At 44.2% G+C, this 21,039-nt stretch carries 16 protein-coding genes and 1 pseudogene; 11 read left to right on the forward strand and 6 right to left on the reverse strand.

All coding sequences use genetic code 11. The annotated features are described in order from the left end of the window. Positions 1-63: 63 nt before the first annotated feature. Positions 64-600, reverse strand: a complete 537-nt coding sequence (locus tag QWZ07_RS07645) for a GNAT family N-acetyltransferase (protein ID WP_017083233.1) — start codon at positions 598-600, stop codon at positions 64-66. 224 nt (positions 601-824) lie between these two features. On the opposite strand from QWZ07_RS07645, the gene QWZ07_RS07650 reads away from it, so the two are divergent. After that, positions 825-2,090: an HD-GYP domain-containing protein gene (locus tag QWZ07_RS07650; RefSeq protein WP_102339005.1), complete on the forward strand. Its 1,266-nt coding sequence runs from the start codon at positions 825-827 to the stop codon at positions 2,088-2,090. Between the two features lie 244 nt (positions 2,091-2,334). Here QWZ07_RS07650 and QWZ07_RS07655 read toward each other — a convergent pair whose 3' ends face one another. The 4 genes from QWZ07_RS07655 to QWZ07_RS07670 all read right to left on the reverse strand — a co-directional run bounded on the left by QWZ07_RS07655 (position 2,335) and on the right by QWZ07_RS07670 (position 5,078). After that, entirely contained in the window at positions 2,335-2,784 is a 450-nt protein-coding gene (locus tag QWZ07_RS07655; protein ID WP_192852999.1) for a PTS sugar transporter subunit IIA, read from the reverse strand. Further along, positions 2,781-4,037, reverse strand: coding sequence for a PTS ascorbate transporter subunit IIC (gene ulaA, locus QWZ07_RS07660; protein ID WP_017110802.1), 1,257 nt, complete (start codon positions 4,035-4,037; stop codon positions 2,781-2,783). Before ulaA ends, QWZ07_RS07655 begins: the two co-directional genes overlap by 4 nt. A 10-nt stretch (positions 4,038-4,047) precedes the next feature. Beyond that, positions 4,048-4,317 (reverse strand): PTS sugar transporter subunit IIB, encoded by a 270-nt coding sequence (locus QWZ07_RS07665; RefSeq protein WP_009845707.1) that lies wholly within the window; start codon positions 4,315-4,317, stop codon positions 4,048-4,050. Positions 4,318-4,601: 284 nt separating this feature from the next. Next, complete coding sequence (locus QWZ07_RS07670; protein WP_192853045.1) at positions 4,602-5,078, reverse strand: hypothetical protein; 477 nt, start codon at positions 5,076-5,078, stop codon at positions 4,602-4,604. Between the two features lie 614 nt (positions 5,079-5,692). Between QWZ07_RS07670 and QWZ07_RS07675 the strand changes: the two genes are divergently transcribed. The 8 genes and pseudogenes from QWZ07_RS07675 to QWZ07_RS07710 all read left to right on the forward strand — a co-directional run bounded on the left by QWZ07_RS07675 (position 5,693) and on the right by QWZ07_RS07710 (position 16,136). Then, entirely contained in the window at positions 5,693-6,901 is a 1,209-nt protein-coding gene (locus tag QWZ07_RS07675) for a NupC/NupG family nucleoside CNT transporter (RefSeq protein WP_017110799.1), read from the forward strand. A 320-nt stretch (positions 6,902-7,221) separates the two neighbouring features. Next, entirely contained in the window at positions 7,222-7,491 is a 270-nt protein-coding gene (locus QWZ07_RS07680; RefSeq protein WP_102559192.1) for a hypothetical protein, read from the forward strand. 113 nt (positions 7,492-7,604) lie between these two features. After that, the gene (locus tag QWZ07_RS07685) at positions 7,605-9,038 is read left to right on the forward strand and encodes a TolC family protein (RefSeq protein ID WP_192853000.1); all 1,434 of its coding nucleotides are present in this window, start codon (positions 7,605-7,607) and stop codon (positions 9,036-9,038) included. Then, positions 9,035-10,264 (forward strand): efflux RND transporter periplasmic adaptor subunit, encoded by a 1,230-nt coding sequence (locus tag QWZ07_RS07690; RefSeq protein ID WP_192853001.1) that lies wholly within the window; start codon positions 9,035-9,037, stop codon positions 10,262-10,264. The genes QWZ07_RS07685 and QWZ07_RS07690 overlap by 4 nt, the downstream gene beginning before the upstream one ends. 2 nt (positions 10,265-10,266) lie before the next feature. Beyond that, complete coding sequence (locus tag QWZ07_RS07695) at positions 10,267-13,410, forward strand: efflux RND transporter permease subunit (RefSeq protein WP_192853002.1); 3,144 nt, start codon at positions 10,267-10,269, stop codon at positions 13,408-13,410. 153 nt (positions 13,411-13,563) lie between these two features. Then, positions 13,564-14,274: a response regulator transcription factor gene (locus QWZ07_RS07700; RefSeq protein WP_065105505.1), complete on the forward strand. Its 711-nt coding sequence runs from the start codon at positions 13,564-13,566 to the stop codon at positions 14,272-14,274. Continuing rightward, positions 14,271-15,524: a sensor histidine kinase gene (locus QWZ07_RS07705; RefSeq protein WP_192853003.1), complete on the forward strand. Its 1,254-nt coding sequence runs from the start codon at positions 14,271-14,273 to the stop codon at positions 15,522-15,524. Before QWZ07_RS07700 ends, QWZ07_RS07705 begins: the two co-directional genes overlap by 4 nt. Next, positions 15,524-16,136: pseudogene (locus tag QWZ07_RS07710) on the forward strand (class I SAM-dependent methyltransferase). Before QWZ07_RS07705 ends, QWZ07_RS07710 begins: the two are co-directional and overlap by 1 nt. Positions 16,137-16,242: 106 nt before the next feature. Here QWZ07_RS07710 and QWZ07_RS07715 read toward each other — a convergent pair. Then, entirely contained in the window at positions 16,243-17,451 is a 1,209-nt protein-coding gene (locus tag QWZ07_RS07715) for a DUF3541 domain-containing protein (RefSeq protein WP_192853046.1), read from the reverse strand. Between the two features lie 286 nt (positions 17,452-17,737). On the opposite strand from QWZ07_RS07715, the gene QWZ07_RS07720 reads away from it, so the two are divergent. Next, a complete protein-coding gene (locus QWZ07_RS07720) occupies positions 17,738-19,093 on the forward strand; it encodes a diguanylate cyclase (RefSeq protein ID WP_102360930.1) in 1,356 nt (451 codons plus the stop codon). 164 nt (positions 19,094-19,257) lie between these two features. Beyond that, on the forward strand, positions 19,258-20,880 hold the full coding sequence (locus QWZ07_RS07725; RefSeq protein ID WP_076667862.1) for a DEAD/DEAH box helicase: 1,623 nt from the start codon (positions 19,258-19,260) through the stop codon (positions 20,878-20,880). Positions 20,881-21,039 lie beyond the last annotated feature (159 nt).

Consider the following 21,039-nt stretch of genomic DNA (forward strand, 5'->3'; position numbering starts at 1 on the left):
TTATCGTGAACTTGCTAGCTACTCTGTGGAATTTTCAAATAGCTATCGCTTATCGCTTATCGTTTATCTCTTTGAACGATGCAGGCCATAAATAGCGTGGTCGATGATGCGACCATTCAAGTTCTCGTTACAAGTGATGATGCCTTCCAATGTGAAATGTAAGCGCTCACAAACTTTACGACTACTCATGTTCTCAGTAGCGGCTGATATTTCAATCTTTTCCATATCTAACTCATTGAAAGCAATATCAATCAGTTTTTGAACCACACGAGTGACGATGCCTTTGCCTTGTTGAGTCTGTGACAACCAATAACCAATCGTTACCTTCTTGGTATTGTGGTCGATGGTATTGAAGCTGCAGTTACCGACGATCTTTCCTTGATACACGATGGCACATGTCATGCTTTTCCCTTCAGCATAATCGTGTAATGAGCGTTGGATGAAAATCCTAAAATCTTGCTCTGTTTTGCAGTGCGGTGGCCATGCTAACCACTGGCTAAGATACTCATTTTGGCTTTGTGAATAGTCAGCGTAATGGGTCGCGAAGCTTTCTTCGACCAATGCAATGGAGAGTTCTTCGTCTATAACAGTTTCGAACATACGTGTTTTTGTCCTCGGTTGGTTTGAAAATGTACGATTAACAGCAGGATATAATGTCGCATAATAAACAATATGCAACAACTTGTAGCACGAATATTACGTGATACGTTAGTTCTATCACGAAACTCATTAAACCTTACAATAGTTGTGTATATAATCATTAACTATGCATTAGTATTGGCAACCTAAATATATAAAAACTATAAAAATGCTAGGCTTAAATAATGAATCAACATTGCCAGAATGTAACCGTAGACCTTAGAAAGGCTCTATTTGGTATTGCGAAGGCGCTTGATAACGTCGGTTTTGAAAGCAAAAATCATGGACAGAGGGTGGGTTACATCGCGTATCGATGTGCTCTGAGTGTTGGGTGGGAAGAAGAGCAGGCACAACTTGCGTTCTCATTGGGGTTAATTCACGACTGCGGCGTATCGCAAATTGATGAGCAACTCAGCCTGACTTCTGGGTTTATTCCAGATGCGAGCTATCACCATTGCCAAAAGGGCTACCAAATCCTAAAAGAGTGCCCGGTTCTGTCTATATTCGCTAAGCCGGTGCTTTATCACCATACCCCTTGGGTTGAGCTTAAAGCGATGCCGATCAGTGAGTTAGAAAAAGAGTTGGCTGCGATTGTCATGCTCGCGGATCGAGTGGACTACCTTTACGGCATCACTTCTTCAGATCGGTATGGAAACCTAACACCGGATGGCAAAGCGAGCATTATTGAACGTTTAACTGAACAAGCGGACGAGATGTTCGAAACCAATCTCGTGCAACATATGTGTGAGTTAGTCGATCTGGACGATTTCTGGTTTTCGATGGAGATCCCTTACATTGAAAACATGCGGGACAACTTTGAGCCTGTGCCGTTCTTCTCTCAACAAATGTCGCTGGATGAAACCGTGGCTTTTGCCGAATTCATTGCCAATGTGGTTGATACCAAGAGTTCATTTACCTTTAAGCACTCTTTGAAGGTAGGGCAACTTTCAGAATATCTCGCCAAGCAGTTGGGTTATTCATACACAACTCAGCGCAAACTCTATTTAGCAGGGCTAGTTCATGACATCGGCAAACTGCAAACACCTAATGACATTCTTCATAAGCCGGATTTGCTAACGGAAGAGGAGTATTGTTGTATTAAGCGACATGCAACAGATACTCGATTTGCACTGCAAGAGTTGTTTAGTTCTCCTCAGGTTTGCCAGTGGGCATCCAATCATCATGAAAGATTAGATGGTTCAGGTTATCCGATGGGCAAAACGGCAGAAGAGTTGGATCAACCGAGTCGGATCGTCGCTGTGGTCGATGTATTCCAAGCATTATCTCAGTCACGTCCGTATCGTGCTGGTATGACGTTAGAGCAGACGATGGCAATTTTGAGAGACCATGTTGAAAACTATAAGTTAGATCGAGAAGTGTTTGAATGCCTTGAAAAACACGCACAATACTGCTTTGAATTATCGACCGATAAAAGAATGTTTGCGTTTTAACGCTAGTGAATGCTTATTGGTTGTGAGGCGTTGGTGTGATGCACTTGTTAGTCGTGTAATTGTAAACCATGTATTTTTGTAAACCACGTATTGGCAAGTCATGCTAGAAGATAAATGACTAAGCACCAGAACCAGAACCAGAACCAGAACCAGAAAAGCGATAGCCGAGGCTATCGCTTTTTTAATGGGGCTTTTAGGAGATAAACATCAGCAGGAGCTAAAGGTTAAGACCTAAAAATTGAAGCTAGTATCGCTTTAAGATCTCGATGATCGCTTGCTCTGTTTCCGCTGCGATAATGGCATCAATGTCATCATCATTTTGGAACAGTTCAGACAGCGCCATAATGGTATGGATGTGGCTATCTGAATCCATGGCTGCCAGAGTGATTGAAAGATAAACGTCACCGTTGTCTTCCGACTCTAAATCAACACCCTTCTTGAATACTGTCACTTGCAGTGATGCTTCGTTTACACCATCTTCAGGGCGAGCATGAGGCATCGCAATCTTTGGTGCAAGCACATAGTACGCGCCAATATCCTTGTGCTTTTGCTTGATAGCTTCAACATAGCTTGCTTCGATTTTGTTGCTCGCTAGCAGTGTTGAACATGTCACATCAATCGCTGTATCAACCGTTAGGTTTTCTTCAGAGTTGATGATAACGCCTTGGTTACCCACTAAATCAAACAGGCTCATGAAACAATCCACCCTAGAATCAGACCAACCACACCGAAGTCGAAGTCAGCGAATGTTGTTGCTTCAAGGCCAAGGCCACCCAGTACTGGAAGTAGCAGCATTGGTAGGAATGAAATACACAGACCTTGCGTAAATGAACCTAGGATTGCACCGCGTAAACCGCCTGTTGCGTTACCGTAAACACCAGCCGCGCCACCAACGAAGAAGTGAGGAACTACGCCCGCTACAATGATTGTCCAACCAAGTGCGCCTTGTACTGCCATTGCGAGTAGACCAGCGCCGAAAGAACATAGGAAGCCGATAAGTACTGCGTTTGGCGCTACTGGGAATACCATAGGGCAATCAAGAGCAGGTTTTGCACCCGGTACTAGTTTGTCTGAAATACCTTTAAATGCAGGAACGATTTCAGCAATCAGCATCTTCACACCTTGCAGTACGATGTAAACACCACCCGCAAAGATGAGAGATTGCATGAAGGTAAATACAACCCAGTTCTGACCACTTGATACTGTTTCTACAAACTCACCGCCAGCAATAATAGACGCAAGCATGAAGAAGATAGCCATGGTTGTTGCTACTGCGACTGGTGTATCACGTAGGAACATTAAGCTTTTAGGAACTTGAATGTCTTCCGTTGTTTTCGATGTGTCACCGAACTTGCTACCAATGAAACCAGACACGATGTAAGAAAGGGTAGAGAAGTGACCGATAGCCAGTTGGTCTGTACCCATTACTTTTTCAGTGTACTTCTGGCCCAGTGCAGGCATCACAACCATCAGTGTGCCGACAAGAATTGCACCAATAGCGACTAAAACGGTTCCTTCGATGCCAGCTGAAGACAGAATAACTGCCACTAGCATCGACATAAACATGGTGTGGTGACCCGTTAAGAAAATATATTTTAAAGGAGTTAAACGAGCCAATAAAATATTCACAACGAATGCAAAGAACATGATTAGAGCCATTTCATAACCGAATGCTTCTTGTGCTAATGCCACAATCGCTTCGTTATTTGGAATAACACCATGTACACCGAATGCTTCTGTAAATACAACTGAGAAGTTATTTAGAGCGCCAACAAGAGCGCCAGCACCAAAACCTAAAATTAGGAAACCCATTACGGTTTTAATTGTGCCTTTTAGAATGGTAGAAATATCTGCTTTCTGTGCAACAAGACCAATGAAAGCAATTAAACCTACCATGATCGCTGGCTCTTTTAATAAGCCGAGCATGAACTCGAAAAAGTTTTGCATAATTTTGACCTTACATGAAAGTTTTTAGTTGTTCTTCGATTGATGCTTTGTCAAAAATATTTTTAAGGCTGATGATGTTTTCTTTTCCGCCTTCTTTTAGTTGGTTTGCAACGTCTGTTGCAGCTACCCAAATATCCGCATTGCTTGATGCTGCAGATGATAGATCTTCGTGATCAACTTCTGCTTCGAAACCGATTTTTTTAGCTACTTCTTTTACTGCCATTTCCATCATAAGTGAAGTACCAAGGCCGTTACCGCAAACTACAAGAATCTTTTTCATAATATTTGTCTCAATTGGATTTTAAGGGTTGAGAAGCTTCGTTCTCTTATTGTGTGAGAGCATAGTAATGGAAATATTGAGATTTCAATAAGACTTGCATCACAAAGTCAAAATGAGATTGTGATGCAGATCTCGTTAATTTATGGCAAAGATCCAGAGTGAGACTTTGATCAAATTTAACTTTTCACTCGAATATGCAACGTATTTTATTGAGAAAGGCAGGGCTTGTTTTTATTTGTCTATCGGAATGTGAATATTGTGGAGTTTATAGCGGAATTAATGCACTAATCGTATCGACCGTAGTCGGTAAGCATCTTCTTAAGCATATTATTAACGTCTTTGGTCTTTTTATTTCTTTTGGTTAATTGACTCAGAGAGGTTGGTTTTGGCATCTCGGTTTTTTCATTGTCGATTTCTTCTACTTTGTCTTTCATTTTTTGCACAGCGGGTAATAACATTCTAATTTCTTCGTTATTAGCATTTTTGAGCACGACAATATTTTCAGATTCAACTTGAGTGATAGTAAGAATGCCATGTTTAACGGATTCAACTTTTTCACCAATTATAATTGATTCAGGCGCAATAGAACGATCGGTAAGTTGACCTGTACGTAATTTCGCCGCACTGATAGCGCGGATATTTCCGGTGTTTTCAAACGCGACAATAACAGTATGGGTATTATAATATTCAACTACTGTCACATAGCCATGTCTATTTGTTTTGAATTTAGCTCCGTTCGTCATGTCGTGTGGAGCGTCCATTTTCTTCACGTGTTTCCTCTCTTAGTCTCGAAGGCCGTTATATCTAATCAGCTCTATTGGAATTTTATAGATAATTATTTTGTGAGATCAAACAAAGTATATACGTATCTAAACTCAAGATGAATATTGAAGTGTTCGGAAATGAGGTAGAGCACAGAAAAGCTTAAAGAATGACACAGAATTAACCGAGTGGTTACTCGAAGACTCTTAAAGATTTAACATTCCAAAATCAACCTCATACAGATTGTTTACAGCTTTTGAAGCACGTAGATGATGATAAACACCGCGTTTTGTTTAATCCTTGACCGCGCGAACGTTTGCGTTAAGAAATGTGATGAAAGTCTCACTTAACTGTTTATACTTCTTTTCCGGTTTTAAGCCGGTGCTTAGCCAATACAAGCCGTCACATGGATATGTGAATGACCCCACGGACCGGACCAGCTACGTTCCACTGCTTGTATAAGGTGATTTTTTACATGAACAACTCGTTGTCACACTCGCTAACCTTGTTAGCTCCTTCATCGCGTAGCGTTTTGCTTGCGGTTCTTTGTCCTATTCCTTTGATGTCATTTGTTTGGCTCATGTTCACTCTTTAAGGATTACTAGGACACATTATGAATATTCTATTTGGTCTTGTCGGTGTTATTGCACTGATTGCTTGCGCATGTCTGTTATCTGAGAGTCGCTCTTCTATTAACTGGAAAACCGTGTCTCGTGCATTGTTACTTCAAATTGGTTTTGCAGCCTTAGTGTTGTATTTCCCATGGGGACAATTGGCACTAACGAGCATGAGCAATGGTGTTTCAAGCCTGCTTGGTTTTGCGGACGCTGGTATCGCTTTCCTTTTCGGTGACCTTGCTACTGATGGTTTCATTTTCGCGATTCGCGTACTTCCTATTATCATCTTCTTTAGCGCTTTGATCTCGGCACTTTATTACTTAGGCATCATGCAGAAAGTGATTCAAGTTCTTGGTGGGGCGGTGCAAAAACTGCTGGGCACCAGTAAAGCTGAATCTTTGGTTGCGACAGGTAATATCTTCCTTTCTCAGGGTGAGTCTCCTCTTCTTATTCGTCCATTTTTAAAGTCTATGACTCGTTCTGAACTGTTTGCTGTAATGGCGGGCGGTATGGCGTCGGTAGCGGGCAGTGTGCTTGGTGGTTATGCTGGTTTAGGTGTTGAACTTAAATACCTTATCGCAGCAAGCTTCATGGCAGCTCCGGGTAGTCTGTTAATGGCGAAGATCATCGTTCCTGAGCGCAGCACACCAAGTGACTACGACCATATCGAACTTGATAAAGCTGACCAAAGCAACGTGATCGATGCACTGGCAAGCGGCGCAATGAACGGTATGAAGGTAGCGGTAGCCGTTGGTACTATGTTGATTGCATTCGTGAGTGTGATTGCGATGGTGAACACGGGCCTAGAAAGCTTAGGTGAGACGTTCGGTTTTGCGGGTATTACGCTGCAAGCTATCTTCGGTTACCTGTTCTCACCACTAGCATGGCTGATCGGTATCCCGAGTGATGAAGTATTGATGGCGGGTTCTTACATTGGTCAGAAGATCGTAATGAACGAGTTTGTTGCTTTCATCGATTTCGTTGAGAATAAAGCGCTGCTATCTGAACACAGCCAAGTCATCGTGACTTTTGCTCTATGTGGCTTTGCTAACATTGGTTCTATCGCAATTCAGCTGGGTTCAATTGGTGTTATGGCACCAGAGCGTCGTGCTGAAGTTGCTAACCTAGGTTTGAAAGCGGTAGCTGCTGGTACGCTAGCCAACCTAATGAGTGCGTGTTTAGCAGGTATCTTCATCCTGCTTTAAGCGAGATTCAGTAGAAGCGGACATCTTTCTTGCGGATTCAACGTGAGAAGGGTGTCCGCTTTTTTGTGCCTGCTAATCAAGTGAACTTAAGTTTTCGTTGTCGAGTGCCATTTGCCTGTCGTGACTAAAGCTCACTCGGAAGAGTAATAGAGCCAGCGCCTTTTATCCGATATACTTGAATATCATTAGGTTGCGATTAATAGCATTCGGCTTCAATTAAGACAATCCGGTTTCTATTAAGAACACTCGGTTTCGATTAAGAATATTCCGTTCCGACTTATAATACGGCAACCAAGCTCAAATTTATCAAGGGTCTCTCTATGAACATGCGCGTTCTCATCGGTCTTATTGCTACCTTCATTGGCTTGTTTGCGATGGTTTATCTTATTGCTGGTGGTACTCAGTTTCCTATCTATCAGTGGCCGCAAGAAGCGTATCTCGGTTTGGTGTTTAGCGTAGTATGGGGCGCTGGAGTCGCAGCATCGGTGGCTTATGTCTTCTCAGCTTTGGTGTTTGTGACTGTCGCGGTGGTTAGCTATGCGATCGGTTATAAAATCGGTGGGCTCTTTTCTAGCAAGTCACAAGCGTAAATCAGAAGTATTAACATAAGCTCTTTGCATTTTCTTTTAGGTTAACGTTCACCTTAACCCTCCCTTAACCTCCAGCTCGTTATCTTGTCTCCATTCTTACAGGAGACAAGAAGATGAAATTGAATCTTCCTTTAAAACATTCCGTTATCGCGCTCGCTCTAATTGGTTTGATCGGTTGTACTTCAACCAGTCAGGCTGACTACGTATCGCTAGCCGAACAAAATACTAATCAGACACAACAAAACTTACTCTCAGAGCTGATCCAACAGGCTTCTAGTGATCAAGCGTCTACTCAACAAGAGCTAGACGCTGAGAACCTGCAACTCACCGATCTCGTGAATGCGCCGGATCTCGATCTCTATATCGAGCGTGCACTGCAGAATAGCCCAAGCCTCCAACAAAGCATCACAGCACTCAAAATAGCCTATGCACAGCAAGGTGTGACGTCTGGCGATCGCTTACCTACCGTAGATGCGAGCTTTTCAGGAAAAGCTGACGAAGGCACAAACGGCTCAAGCACCACTGAAACTTATACCACGGATGTCACAGTTGGTTGGGAGTTAGACCTATGGCAGAAACTAGCAGACACAAACAACGCCGCTTTAAAAGACATTGCGACATCTCAAGCTAACCTTCAGGGCGCTCAAGATCTTTTGGTTGCGAGTGTGATGAGAGGTTGGCTTGATATTAGCTTGAAGCAGCAGCTTGTCGATATCGAATCTCAGCGCTTAGTGATTCTAGAAAACAACGAAGAACTTGTTCTAGAACGATACCGAGCAGGGCTAGGTAGCCTTGAAGATTTAGATAACGCGAAAACGAGTAGCGCATCGACTCAGGCAACCTTAGCCGATTACCGCGAGCAGCTTGCACAAAGTCGACGTGAGTTGGTTTTGTTAACCGGGCAGTGGAGTGGTGAATCTGATGAGTTATCGCTTACTGAACTTGGTTCATTCCCAACCATTATTAACCCGCTAGACAACATGCCAATACAAAATCTGGCAGGTCGTCCCGATCTTCAAGCGGCTTTCTTCAATATCGAAGCGGAAACTCTGCGCGCTGATGCTGCATACAAAGCGATGCTGCCGTCTATCAGCTTATCAGCAAGTCTAACTGATATGGCGGAGTCTCCGAGCGAAGCGCTGCTTACCGGACCTTTGTGGAGCGCACTTGGCCAAGTGTCAGCACCACTGTTTCAAGGTGGCAAGCTGAAAGCGCAGGCTGAAATTGCAGACCTAACCACAGAAACCAGCTACTGGGCTTACCAAGAAACACTGCTTAGTGCGGTGAATGAAGTGGAAAACGCGATGGGACAAGAGTCGTCACTAACACTTCAACAGCAACATCTAACGAACGCCTTGGTAAGCGCACAACGCAGCTTCACCAGTTATGAAGAGAAATACCGTCAGGGTTTGGTTGACATTTTTGATCTACTTTCTGTTCAGCAACAAACCTATGACCTTGAAGCGCAGCTAACACAAACCATTTATAACCGTCTCGTAAACCGAATTGATTTAGGCCTAGCTCTGGGCTTGGGAGTATCTTCATGAAACTGAATACCATCACAATCGCCATCACTCTAGTTGCTGGTTCAAGCATCTTTGCTGCCCTTGCTTACAACGGTTCTCAGGTGGCTCCTGCACCTGAAAAGGCGAATGAACTAACGGTTTCAGAGCCTCAAGCGACGCCTGTTGGAACTAAATCTATTGAAACGACGACTTTGCCTGCAACACAACAGCAACAAGTGTCTGTGGTACTCGCAACATTGGGTGACTACCAAGCCGAAGTTGTGGGTTATGGCGAAGCAAAGTCGCGTTACGAACTGATGTTTTCGACGGAAGTTGGCGGCCGAGTAGAAACAATCAGCTCACAGTTTGAAACTGGGCAAGTGATAAGCCAAGGCGAAGTGATCGCCAATATCGATTCGACCAGTTACCAACAAGCGGTGACACAAGCAAAGGCGAATGTTGCTCAAGCTCAACTGGATTTATTGGAAGAACAGAGACAAGGCGAGCAAGCTAAGTCTGAGTGGCAACGCTCTGGTTTGTCTGGTGAGCCTGATTCACCTTTGGTATTGCGTGAGCCACAACTGGCACAAGTAACAGCAGCGTTAGAGAACGCCAAGCTTGAATTGGTGAAGGCTGAGCAAGACCTTGAAAAAACAACTTTGGTTGCCCCTTTTGATTCGTTGGTCGTGAGTCGTGATGTTCAGCCGGGGAGCTACGCACAAACGGGCGCTCAGATAGCCACGTTATACAGCGTTGATGAGGTTGAGATTTCTGTTCCTCTTTCTGAAAACCAATGGTTGAGCCTACCTAACAGCGATAACACGCAATTGAAAGAGCAGCCGTGGGCAGTAACTCTGTCGAGTTCTGATGGCCAATACCAGTGGCAAGGTTATGTCGAGCGAGTAGAGCAGCACTTACAACAAGACACGCGTCAGCGTTCACTGATCGTAAAAGTCGATAACCCTTTGGAGCAAGAGAAAGATCTTTATCCAGGCACGTTCGTGCAAGCCACTATTTCGGGCAAGCAACTCACTCAATTGTGGGAACTTCCGGCTTCAGCTCTTTCTCAGCAAGGCGACCTGTGGTTCGTAGATAACAACAGTCAGCTGTCTAAATCCAACGCGCATGTTGAGTTTGAAAAGAGCGGTTTGATTTACATCGATCCTACCAAACTAAACGTGGAAATTGGCGACAGTGTGCAAGTGGTAAAGCGTCCGTTAAGTAGCTTTAAAGCAGGCATGGTCGTTCTGGCTAAGGCGGAGGGTTAATCATGTCAAACAAGCAGCATACAGGCGCTATTGCATGGTTTGCTAACAACTCTGTGGCAGCGAACTTATTGTTAGTGGGCGTGATCATTATTGGCGTGTTATCGCTTAACACATTACGTAAAGAAGCTTTCCCAAGTCTTGAACCCGATGTTGTCACTGTTTCAGTCACTTATGACAGTGGTGACCCAGTTCAAGCGGAAGAAGGGTTAGCAATCAAGATCGAAGACGCGTTAGAAACTGTGCCGGGCATTAAGCGTATTACGTCGACTTCTGATGCGAATGGCAGCTATGTTTCGATTGAAAAAACGAGCACCTATGATCTTGATACCCTGTTAACCGACGTTAAAACTAAGGTTGATGCGATCAATAACCTGCCTGCGGGTGCTGACAATCCTGTAATTGATAAGGCTCGCATGCAAGACCACGCCTTATGGGTACAGCTTTATGGGGACGCAGATCGAGCAACGTTACAGAGCTTAGCCGAGCAACTAAAGTCGGATTTACTGAGCCAATCGGCGATTCGTGACTTAGAGATTAAGGCTAAAGCCGATCCTATGATCTCGGTCGAGGTTGATGAGAATAAGCTGCAAGCTTACGGATTAACCCTGACTGATGTCTCTGAAGCGATCAATGCGGAATCTTCTGCGGCTATTTCGACGAGCCTTCGTAATGGCGAAAAAACGGTTCGTTTGAAGGTGTCTGAGCAGGCGTACGAGATCCAAGATTTCAACGCGATTCCGGTGATGACGACGACTGATGGTACGCAAATTACACTGGGTGACATTGCCAACGTTGAAGACATGTTTGCCGACGATACTTTCATGCTTTCTCGTTATAACCAACAGAATGCGATGGCGATTCAAATCGTGATGGATGAATACGGAGACGTCGTCAGCATCGTTGAACAGGCTCAACAAGTGGTAGATCGCTGGGAAAACAGCAACATGCTGCCTAGCGATGTCGAAATCGAAACTTGGTACGATAAAAGTACCATGATCAAAGATCGCTTGAGCCTATTAGTGAAGAACGCGTTAACGGGCATTGCTCTGGTATTCATCGTGTTAGCGGTATTCCTAAACGTGCGTGTCGCTTTCTGGGTAGCTGCGGGCTTACCGTTTGTATTCTTTGGCACCATGTTCTTCATGACAGACACCTTTATGGGGTTAACCATCAATGAAATGACCACCTTTGGTTTTATCATGGCGCTCGGAATAGTCGTCGATGATGCGGTGGTCGTCGGGGAAAGCATTTACTCCACGCGTAAGGAAGAAGGGGATTCGATAGGCAGTACGGTTCGAGGCACTATGAAAGTGGCATCACCGACCATATTTGGTGTGTTAACGACGGTTGTTGCCTTCTTAGCACTCGCTAATGTTGAAGGTAAAATGGGGCAGATTTATGCTCAATTCGGCACGGTTGTGACTATCTGTTTGTTGCTGTCTTTAGTTGAATCTAAGTTCATTCTGCCATCGCACCTTGCACACATTAACACTAAGCGTAGTGATAAGAAGGGGCTGTGGGCTCGTGTTCAACACGCTGCAGATACTGGGTTAGGTTGGTTTAATAAGCGCATCTACTGCCCTGTGATTGAATGGGCGCTGAAACTGCGTTATGCCGTGGTGATGGTTTTCTTGTCGCTACTAATCTTAGTAGCTGGATTACCAATGACAGGCGCGGTTCGTGTGGCTTTCTTCCCTGATATGCCGGGCGATACGGTGACTGCCGATATGTCGATGCAAAACGACGCGAGCTTTGGTCAAACACAACAAAACTTGTTGGTGCTTGAAGCCGCGGCAACACAAACGGATGAAACTCTGAGAGCGCAATACGGTGCTCAAGATAAAGCGTCGGAACTGCTTAGTCTTCAAGTTATCGCTGATGCCGATGATTCGGGTCAGGTAAGAATTGAGCTCGACAGCAACAGTGTTTACACATCCAATGAATTTGCAGATTTGTGGGAAGAAACCGTTGGCCAAATGGAGGGCGTTAAGAAGCTTAAAGTCTTGTCTAAAATGGAGATGGTCGACAACTTCAAAGTTGAACTGAAAGCGTGGAATGAAGAATCAGTAACGGCTGCGGGCAATGAGTTCTTAGCTAAACTGCAAACCATTGATGGTGTGAGTGGCATTGACCATAACTTGGACCTTGGTGAACCTCAGTATCGCTTTGAATTAACACAGCAAGGCCGAGCATTAGGGTTTGACACGGCAAGCCTTTCACAACAAGTGTTACAAGCGTTTGGTGGCGACATTGTTCAGCAGTTCCAACGCAGTAAAGATGAGGTGAAAGTTCGAGTTCGATACCCAGAGTCCGATCGTCAAACCATTGCTGATATTAAGCAATCGAGCGTGAGAACCAACGATGGTACGGTTGTGCCTTTGAGTTCGGTTGCCGAAGTACATTCAGATTACCAAGTATCAGAGATTACTCGTATTGATAGTCAGCGCGCGGTTTACATCAGCGCGGTATTAGACAAAGACTTAGTGGCTCCTGCTGAACTTGTGCATCAATTACAACAGAACTTAGTACCTGATTTAGAAGCGCAATACCCAGGGTTAACGGTCGACTTTGCAGGCGAAACGGAAGAGCAAGAAGAGACGGCTAGTTCCATGATGAGTATGTTTGTGCTTGCGATGATCGCTATTTACACGCTGCTTGCTATCCCGCTGAAGTCTTACATACAGCCAATGATCATCATGACGGCGATTCCATTTGGTATTGTTGGCGCAATCTTAGGGCACTGGTGGAATGACTTAACAATCAGTATCCTATCGTTAAACGGTATTCTAGCGTTGAGTGGTGTGGTAGTGAATGACAGCTTGTTGTTGGTTTCTCGTTTTAACGAGCTAATCAAAGAGCAGGGTAAGTCGGTTCACGATGCGATTGTTGAAGCGTGTTCTGGTCGACTAAGAGCCGTACTACTCACATCGGTAACAACGTTCGCAGGTTTGACGCCACTATTAAGTGAAACGTCTTTGCAGGCTCAGTTCCTGATTCCAGCGGCAGCAGCGCTAGGCTACGGTATTTTGTTTGCGACCTTCATTACGCTGATTCTTACTCCATCGTTATTGATGATTCAGTGTGAGATTAAGTCGCTTATCCTTAAAGTATCGAATCGAGTTAAAGGCGTTGAACAAACGGCTTAATAATGGCTAAGCTAATGATATCTAGGTTGATGATTGCTGAGTGAGGCTCAGCAACTTCGGTCTAGGTTCATTACAGTTATGGCTCTATAGGCTAGCGCATTACAGAAGCGCGCATTACCAGCCACAATACAATTAACAATAGAGGTCGTCATGATGGCAGAATCCGTCACCAATAAACTCACAGATAAGCTTCAATTGCTTTTGGTTGAAGACGACCTTGATTTAGCCACTGCTGTTATCGATTACCTCGATTTAGAAGACATCCAGTGTGATCATGCAGCTAATGGATTAGCAGGGCTCAGCTTAATCGAGAGTAATCGCTATGACGCAGTGATCCTCGATCTTAACTTGCCTAAAATGAACGGATTGCAGGTGTGCGAGAATCTCAGAGCGCAAGGTATTGATACGCCAGTATTGATGCTCACAGCACGAGACACCCTCGATGATAAGCTGACCGGTTTTTCAAAAGGGGCTGATGATTACTTGGTGAAGCCCTTTGCTATGGAAGAGCTTATTGTTCGCTCTCAAGTTCTGGCAAAGCGTCGCAGTGGTCAGGTGAGCCGTTTATCGGTGAGCGATCTAGAAATCGATCTGAAACAACATCAAGCGTCTCGAGCGAATACTCCCCTAAAACTTTCACCTACGGCTCTGAAAATATTAGAAATCCTGATGCGTTCTAGTCCCAATCCGGTATCACGAGAAACCATCATGCAGGGAGTGTGGGGCGATGATCAACCAGACAGCAATAGCTTAAAAGTGCATATCTTCAATCTACGTAAACAAGTGGATGCTGAACAAGCCAACAAACTGCTGCATACCATTGCGGGCAAAGGGTTTGCGATTAAGGAGTTACCAGAAGGATGAAGATTAGACCAAGTTTAAGAATCTACGTTTTGCTGGCGATTCTGGTTACGGGCGTAACGACGATTTTGGTTCTATCAGCATTGAGTATAAATTACTTTATCTCAGGTATGGATGTAGCTATGCGTGGCTCTATGATTGCTCAAGCTCAACAAGATGTTGTGAAGCCGGGTAAGCCTGTGACCAATCAAGAGTTTACGGTTGCAACGCAATGGGGCGATTTACCACAAGGCATTCAAATTTATATTGAACAGAGTAACGTTGAGTTAAATGTCATCTCAAAAAAGGTTCTTGGTAAGTCAATCTTTGCACCGCCAAAAGAAGGTTACTTTGTCATGAAAGTGATGAAAGGAGATGAAGTGCGTTACGTTTCAGCTGTGTTTGACCAAACACAAGACCACTTCTTAGAAGACAAAGCACTGCCTCATTTTGTGACAATTTTTCTGACGGCGTTAGCCGCGATTGTTTTGTTTTTCGCTATTTTAGTTTTGATATTACGTAAAGTGGCATCGCCTGTTGAACAGTTAAAGAATTGGGCTAAGTCGTTAGATAAAGATAACCTTAATGAACCTACGCCAGATTTTCATTTTAGTGAGTTGAACACCTTGGCTAGCATCATTCGTGATAGCTTGAGTTCGGTTCAAAGCAGCTTAGAGCGAGAGCAGAAATTTCTGGGTTACGCGAGCCACGAATTACGTACACCTATTGCAGTCACCAGAACCAACAGTGAGCTGTTAGAAAAGCTGATTCAAAAGGGTAAGAGCCCAGCAAAGCAGCTTGAAGTGATAGATCGAATCAAGCGAGCGGGTTTCACCATGACAGACCTGACAGAAACCTTATTATGGCTCACTCGACAACAAGACAAAGACCTGCCTCTTGATAACATTCATCTTGGCGATATGTTGCAACAGATAAACCACGACTTAACCTACTTACTCAATGGGAAACCAGTTACAGTTAGCTTAGAGAGTGATGAATCACAATATCAGCTACCAGCCGGCCTAACACGCATTGTGCTGACCAATTTGATTCGGAACGCCTATCAGCACACAGGGAATGGCACTGTGGATATCGTCCAAAAGGGTTCAAGAGTCGTTATTGTTAACTGCAATACGGACGGCTCAATCGAAGATAATGAATTAGGTTTTGGCCTCGGCTTAGAGTTAACAGAAAGGCTACTCGCACAATATGATTGGCAATACCACAATCAAGAACAGGCTGGTGGTCGAAAAGTTCAGGTGGACTTTACGTAATGCACTGGCGTGATCGTTTTAAGGTGTACTGGTATCATCGAAAACAGACTAACCGCTCGAATGGTGACAAGGCTAAAGCTCTAGGTTGGACGAGCGAAGAGAGTCAATTGTGTCGCTTTGAAGTGATCGCTCGTTCGGCTGATTTCGAAAGGAAGAGTGTCTTAGATTTGGGTTGTGGCTATGGCGAGCTGTTTGAACTGCTCGACAGTTTCTATCGAATTCAATCGTACACCGGCGTTGATCAACACGCAGACTTCCTCAAAAAGGCCAAGCAAAACTACACAGAACAACGCTGCCAGTTTTTATCGGGTGACATGAGTAAGATGAGCCTTAAGGTACACGATGTAGTCATTGCCAGTGGTTCGCTCAATTACAACTCACGTGATTCAGATTACCTAACTGATATGATCGCTCGCATGTTTGATCTTGCGAATCATACGGTGATCTTCAATCTGTTGAACTCAAGTTATTATCCATCACGAAATACCTTAATGAGTTATCACCCTCAGGGTGTCTATCGATTTTGTAAAACACTCTGTGACGATGTTTCCTTGATAGAAGGATATGCAGAAGGGGGATTTCACGATAGTGATGAACAAAGTCTGCCCCTGAACTTAAACCTAAGCCAGAATGAAGTGTTGGTGTGGTAAGAGTTAAAAAGCCGCAGACCTTGAGAGGTTTGCGGCTTTTTGGGTTTTATAGATGAACTCCGGAGTTTCTATTTACTCAATGGCTGGTTTTCAATTAGCCCATACGGAATCGTAGTAAACACCTTAGGGTTGCCTTTTAACGTTGGTGCTTCGTTCACTTGCTGCCAGTCAAGTAGCATGATTGCTAACACATTGCGGTGTTCGCCGTACTCAAGGTCAAAATCGCCTGTGATAGAAGGGATCATGCCGTGGTCTTTGTCGATAGAAGCTTGGATAGCGAGTCGTGTTTTTTCGACAACAGGATCATCTTCTAAGCCAGCCAATAAGAAGGTTAATCCAACCTCTGCAATCACATCTTCTTTAGCGCGCAGCAGAATGGTATCAATGTTCTCTCTGAAATAATCGTAGATCCATTGGTGTTCTTGTTCGCTTACTTGATGTTGGTAATATTCCGAATCACCAAAGATTACATGTGTCATACCATAGAGCTTATTGCCGTATTGCTGGCTTGAAAGCTTTCTGTCTTGCGAATCTGGGTAGGCTTTTTTGAAGGTTTCGACAAACTCATCAACCACATCTTGCTCACCCAATTGGCGTAGCCAGTAAACTTGATTAGCGAGTTGGGCTGCCCACGCTTTCACCATATCTTCATTGGTCACGTATCGTGAAAAGTCGTAACGACGAATAATCTCACGAAGCTTGGCATCGTTCTTGTGCTCTAAACCGTATTCATTGGCTCGCGCCATAGAGCCGAGTAGGTCAACACCGAGATAAAGGTATTCAGGCATATGTTTAGTGATGTTGTAACGGCGCACACTGCGTTCATCGTTGTCGCCCACATACGAAGCTACGCGCTTTTCTGAGTAGAGTACGATTTGTTCCATGGTTTGAACGTCATTCGACAGGCCGCTAAGCTTACTAGCAACACGTGCCATGTCGCTCCATACGGCGGCGGAATACTTATCGTCTAATGTTTGTCGATACATACGTAAACCATAGTGACCCTCTTTAAATGCAGCCAGAGTGTAAAGTTGGCTTTCGTAGGTTGTGCGTATCAGATCAGCAGACTGTTTAAAAGATTGTTCTTGAGAGTAGAGACCATCAGCTTGTGATTGAACACTTGGTACGCTTGTTGCTTGTATGTTAACAGGCTCTTGTATGTTAACAGCCTGTTGTGTGTCAAAAGCCGTTTGCGTATCAGAAGTAGCTTGTGCGTGAACCGCAACTGTAGCGGAGGCTGATAACAATGTGCACAGAGTTAGCGTTTTTAGCTTCATGTTCGTAAGGTACCAAGCTGATTGATCGTAAGTATAAAATAACACTGATGAATCCTTCAATGTAAGGTTTGGGTCAATACAATGTAAGCTTTATAAGGTTCATTAAGGTTTTTTGATTTAATAATCAGTGTAGTTAACTAACTATGAAGTGATGAATCGCTCAATAATGAAATGAGACCCGACGCAAAGTGTGGATTTTTAATAGCTTGTCGGCATACTGAAAGAATTAGCCAGAAATGAGCCGATTCAAGGCAGTAAACAGAACAAATGTGTTAGAGGTTCGTAAATGCCAAGTGGTTCGAGTAAGCAGTGGCCTGCCAAATTATTATCTTTGTTGTTGTTCTTGGTTGTCGTGACAGCCATAGAGGTTTTTCACGCCAAGCAATTAACTTTCCTCAAAAATGAATCATATTCTGAGGCAAAAAAGCAGCTTTCCATCATTCGATCTCGTATAGAAGCCGCTATCGTATCGGATATGTATATCCTCAATAATTTCTCCACGCTTGTGACGATAAACCCAGAAAGCGATATGAAAAGCTGGGACAAAATAGCCGAAAACATCATTCGAGATGGATTTCACATTCGAATTATCGGGCTCGCCAAAGATGACATCCTTAATTTCGTTTACCCAATGGAAGGTAATGAGCAGATTCTCGGTATTAATTATCGTGATTATCCAAACCAATGGGAATCTGTTGAGATAGCTCGAAATATTGGCAACACCTTTATTGCTGGGCCTTTTGAATTACTTCAAGGTGGCCAAGCTCTCATCACGCGAACTCCTATCTTTCGAGACCCACCTTTTAATCAAGACTATTGGGGTGTATCTAGCGCTGTTATTGACTTAGCTGAACTGTTTGAAGATGTCGGAATTGGGAAAATCGAGAACAAGTACGAACTCGCGATTCGGGGTGCGAATAGTTCAGGCAAAGATGGCCCTATCTTCTATGGTGAACAACACGTATTTGCCAATGCGTTTGCCACTGAGCAAGTTAACTTCCCTTATGGAGGGTGGTTCTTGGCGCTATCAGGGAACGAACATGTGTTGATGGACGTGCCTTGGTATCGAATACACGGGGTTAGGTTGGTGGGTTATTCCATCATGCTTGTGTTAGCGATTGCATTCTTTACTATTTATCGTCTGTACCGCATTGCAGACAGCCGTTCTATGCATGATGAGCTAACCATGCTACCGAATCGTCGATACTTCATGTACAGCCTTAGGCAGGCATTTACCACCACTCAAAAGCAGAGAGCGAGAACCTTTGCGGTTGTAAATATCGATCTCGATGGGTTTAAAGCAATTAACGACACGTTTGGTCATGCGGCTGGCGATCAGGTGTTAGTTGAATGTGCTAAGCGTATAAAGAGTGAATTGCGCGGTTCAGATATCGTCGCAAGGATAGGAGGGGACGAGTTCTTAGTCTTGTTGCCACGCATCATCGATGATCAACATGTATCGTCGATTGTGGCTAAACTTCGAAAGGCGATATGTACGACGCCAGTTGTCTACGAGACACACTCAATTTACCTTAGAATTAGTGTTGGTTGGGTTATTCATGACAATAACTACGATGATGTCGATGCGCTCTTGAAAGCGGCTGATGAAAAAATGTACGAACAGAAGCGACAAGTTATGTAGGTTGAATTAGAACTGTGATTAGAATTTAGTTGCTGAATGTGGGGAAAAGCCTCAGAATACCGCGCTTTGCTCCTTATCAATTCTATTGATGAGCGAAAGCTGTAGCAACGACTTCTTTCTGCGCGTTGCTCATACTAAATGTTATTCAACTGAGAAAATAATCTATGAGTTTTACCTCCCTTGGCCTTTCTGAACCGATCCTTAAAGCTATTGAAGCACAAGGTTACGATAAGCCATCACCAATCCAAGAGAAAGCGGTACCAGCTGTCCTAACGGGCAAAGACGTAATGGCCGCTGCTCAAACAGGTACAGGTAAAACTGCTGGCTTCACGCTACCTATTCTTGAAATGTTATCAAAAGGTCCTCGCGTACGTCAGAATCAAGTTCGCGCGTTAGTACTAACACCGACTCGTGAGCTTGCTGCGCAAGTGAATGGCAGCGTAGTTAAGTATGGTATCAATCTACCTTTGACTTCTACGGTTGTATTTGGTGGCGTGAAAATTAATCCTCAGATGCAAAAACTGCGTAAAGGTAGTGATGTACTGGTGGCAACACCGGGTCGCCTACTTGACCTATACAATCAAAATGCAGTGCGTTTTGATCAGCTAGAGATCCTTGTGTTAGATGAAGCTGACCGCATGCTAGACATGGGTTTCATTCGCGACATCCGTAAGATCTTGGCTTTCTTGCCTAAAAAACGTCAGAACCTACTGTTCTCAGCAACGTTCTCTGATGATATTCGTGGCTTGGCTAAAGGCTTAGTAAACAACCCAGTTGAAATCTCGGTAAGCCCTGCAAACTCAACGGCACCAACTGTTGAACAGAGCATTTATCCAGTAGATAAAAAGAAAAAAGCACCAATGCTCGCTAAGCTGATCAAAGATAATGATTGGCGACAAGTGCTCGTGTTCAGCAAAACGAAACACGGTGCGAACAAGCTTTCTCACTTCCTTGACGAGCAAGGCATCTCTGCTGCACCTATTCATGGCAACAAGAGCCAAGGCGCGCGTACTAAAGCCCTAGAGAACTTCAAAACGGGTAAAGTACGAGTATTAGTGGCAACAGATATTGCAGCTCGTGGTATCGATATTCCGCAGCTGCCTCAAGTAGTGAACTTCGACCTTCCAAACGTATCAGAAGATTACGTTCACCGTATTGGTCGTACTGGCCGTGCTGGTGAAGTGGGTAAAGCAATTTCATTGGTATGTGCTGATGAAGTGGGTGAACTGTTTGGTATCGAGCGTCTTATTCAGCAAGTGCTGGAGCGCCGTGAACTTGAAGGTTTTGCACCGGTAAACAAACTGCCTGAATCTCGTTTGGATTCGCGTCCGATTAAGCCTAAGAAGCCGAAAAAGACACGTGAACACTCTGATGGTCAACGTTCTGGTGAGAATGCTCGTGGGCACAAACCAGCAGGTAAGAACAAGCGTCATGTTTCTGGTTCAGGCTCTGCTCCTAAGCGTAAGCCAAATGCGAACAAGCCTAACTCAGGCAACAAAGGCTCTGACAGCAACTCTGCAGTTGCTGGTGATGATAAGTCTGTAAGAAACAATGGTAGCAACTATAAGCGCGGTAATGCTGCTGGAGGCGCTGAGAAGAACACCAATTCAGGCGGTCAAAACGGTGCTGGTAAGCCGAAGAAATCAGGTTACGGTGGTAGCTATGGCCCTGGCCGTTCATCAAACCAATCGGCGTCTAACAAGCCTTCTGGCAATAAACCTTCGACGAACAAACCGTCTGGTAGCAAGCCATCTAGAAATCGTTCTAAGCCTGCTGCTCAAAAATAAAGACGAGTTCAGTTTAAGTTGATTACTGTGAAGGTCGCTTTTCTAGAAAGCTACCTTCTGCAATTAGCAATTAGAAACTAGAAGCTATACGTTGGAAGCTTTGAATCGAACCCAATGAAACGCGAATGTTGATATTCAATGTTCGCGTTTTTTTATGCG

It is taken from the genome of Vibrio lentus (assembly GCF_030409755.1).
Taxonomy (GTDB): Bacteria; Pseudomonadota; Gammaproteobacteria; order Enterobacterales; family Vibrionaceae; genus Vibrio; species Vibrio lentus.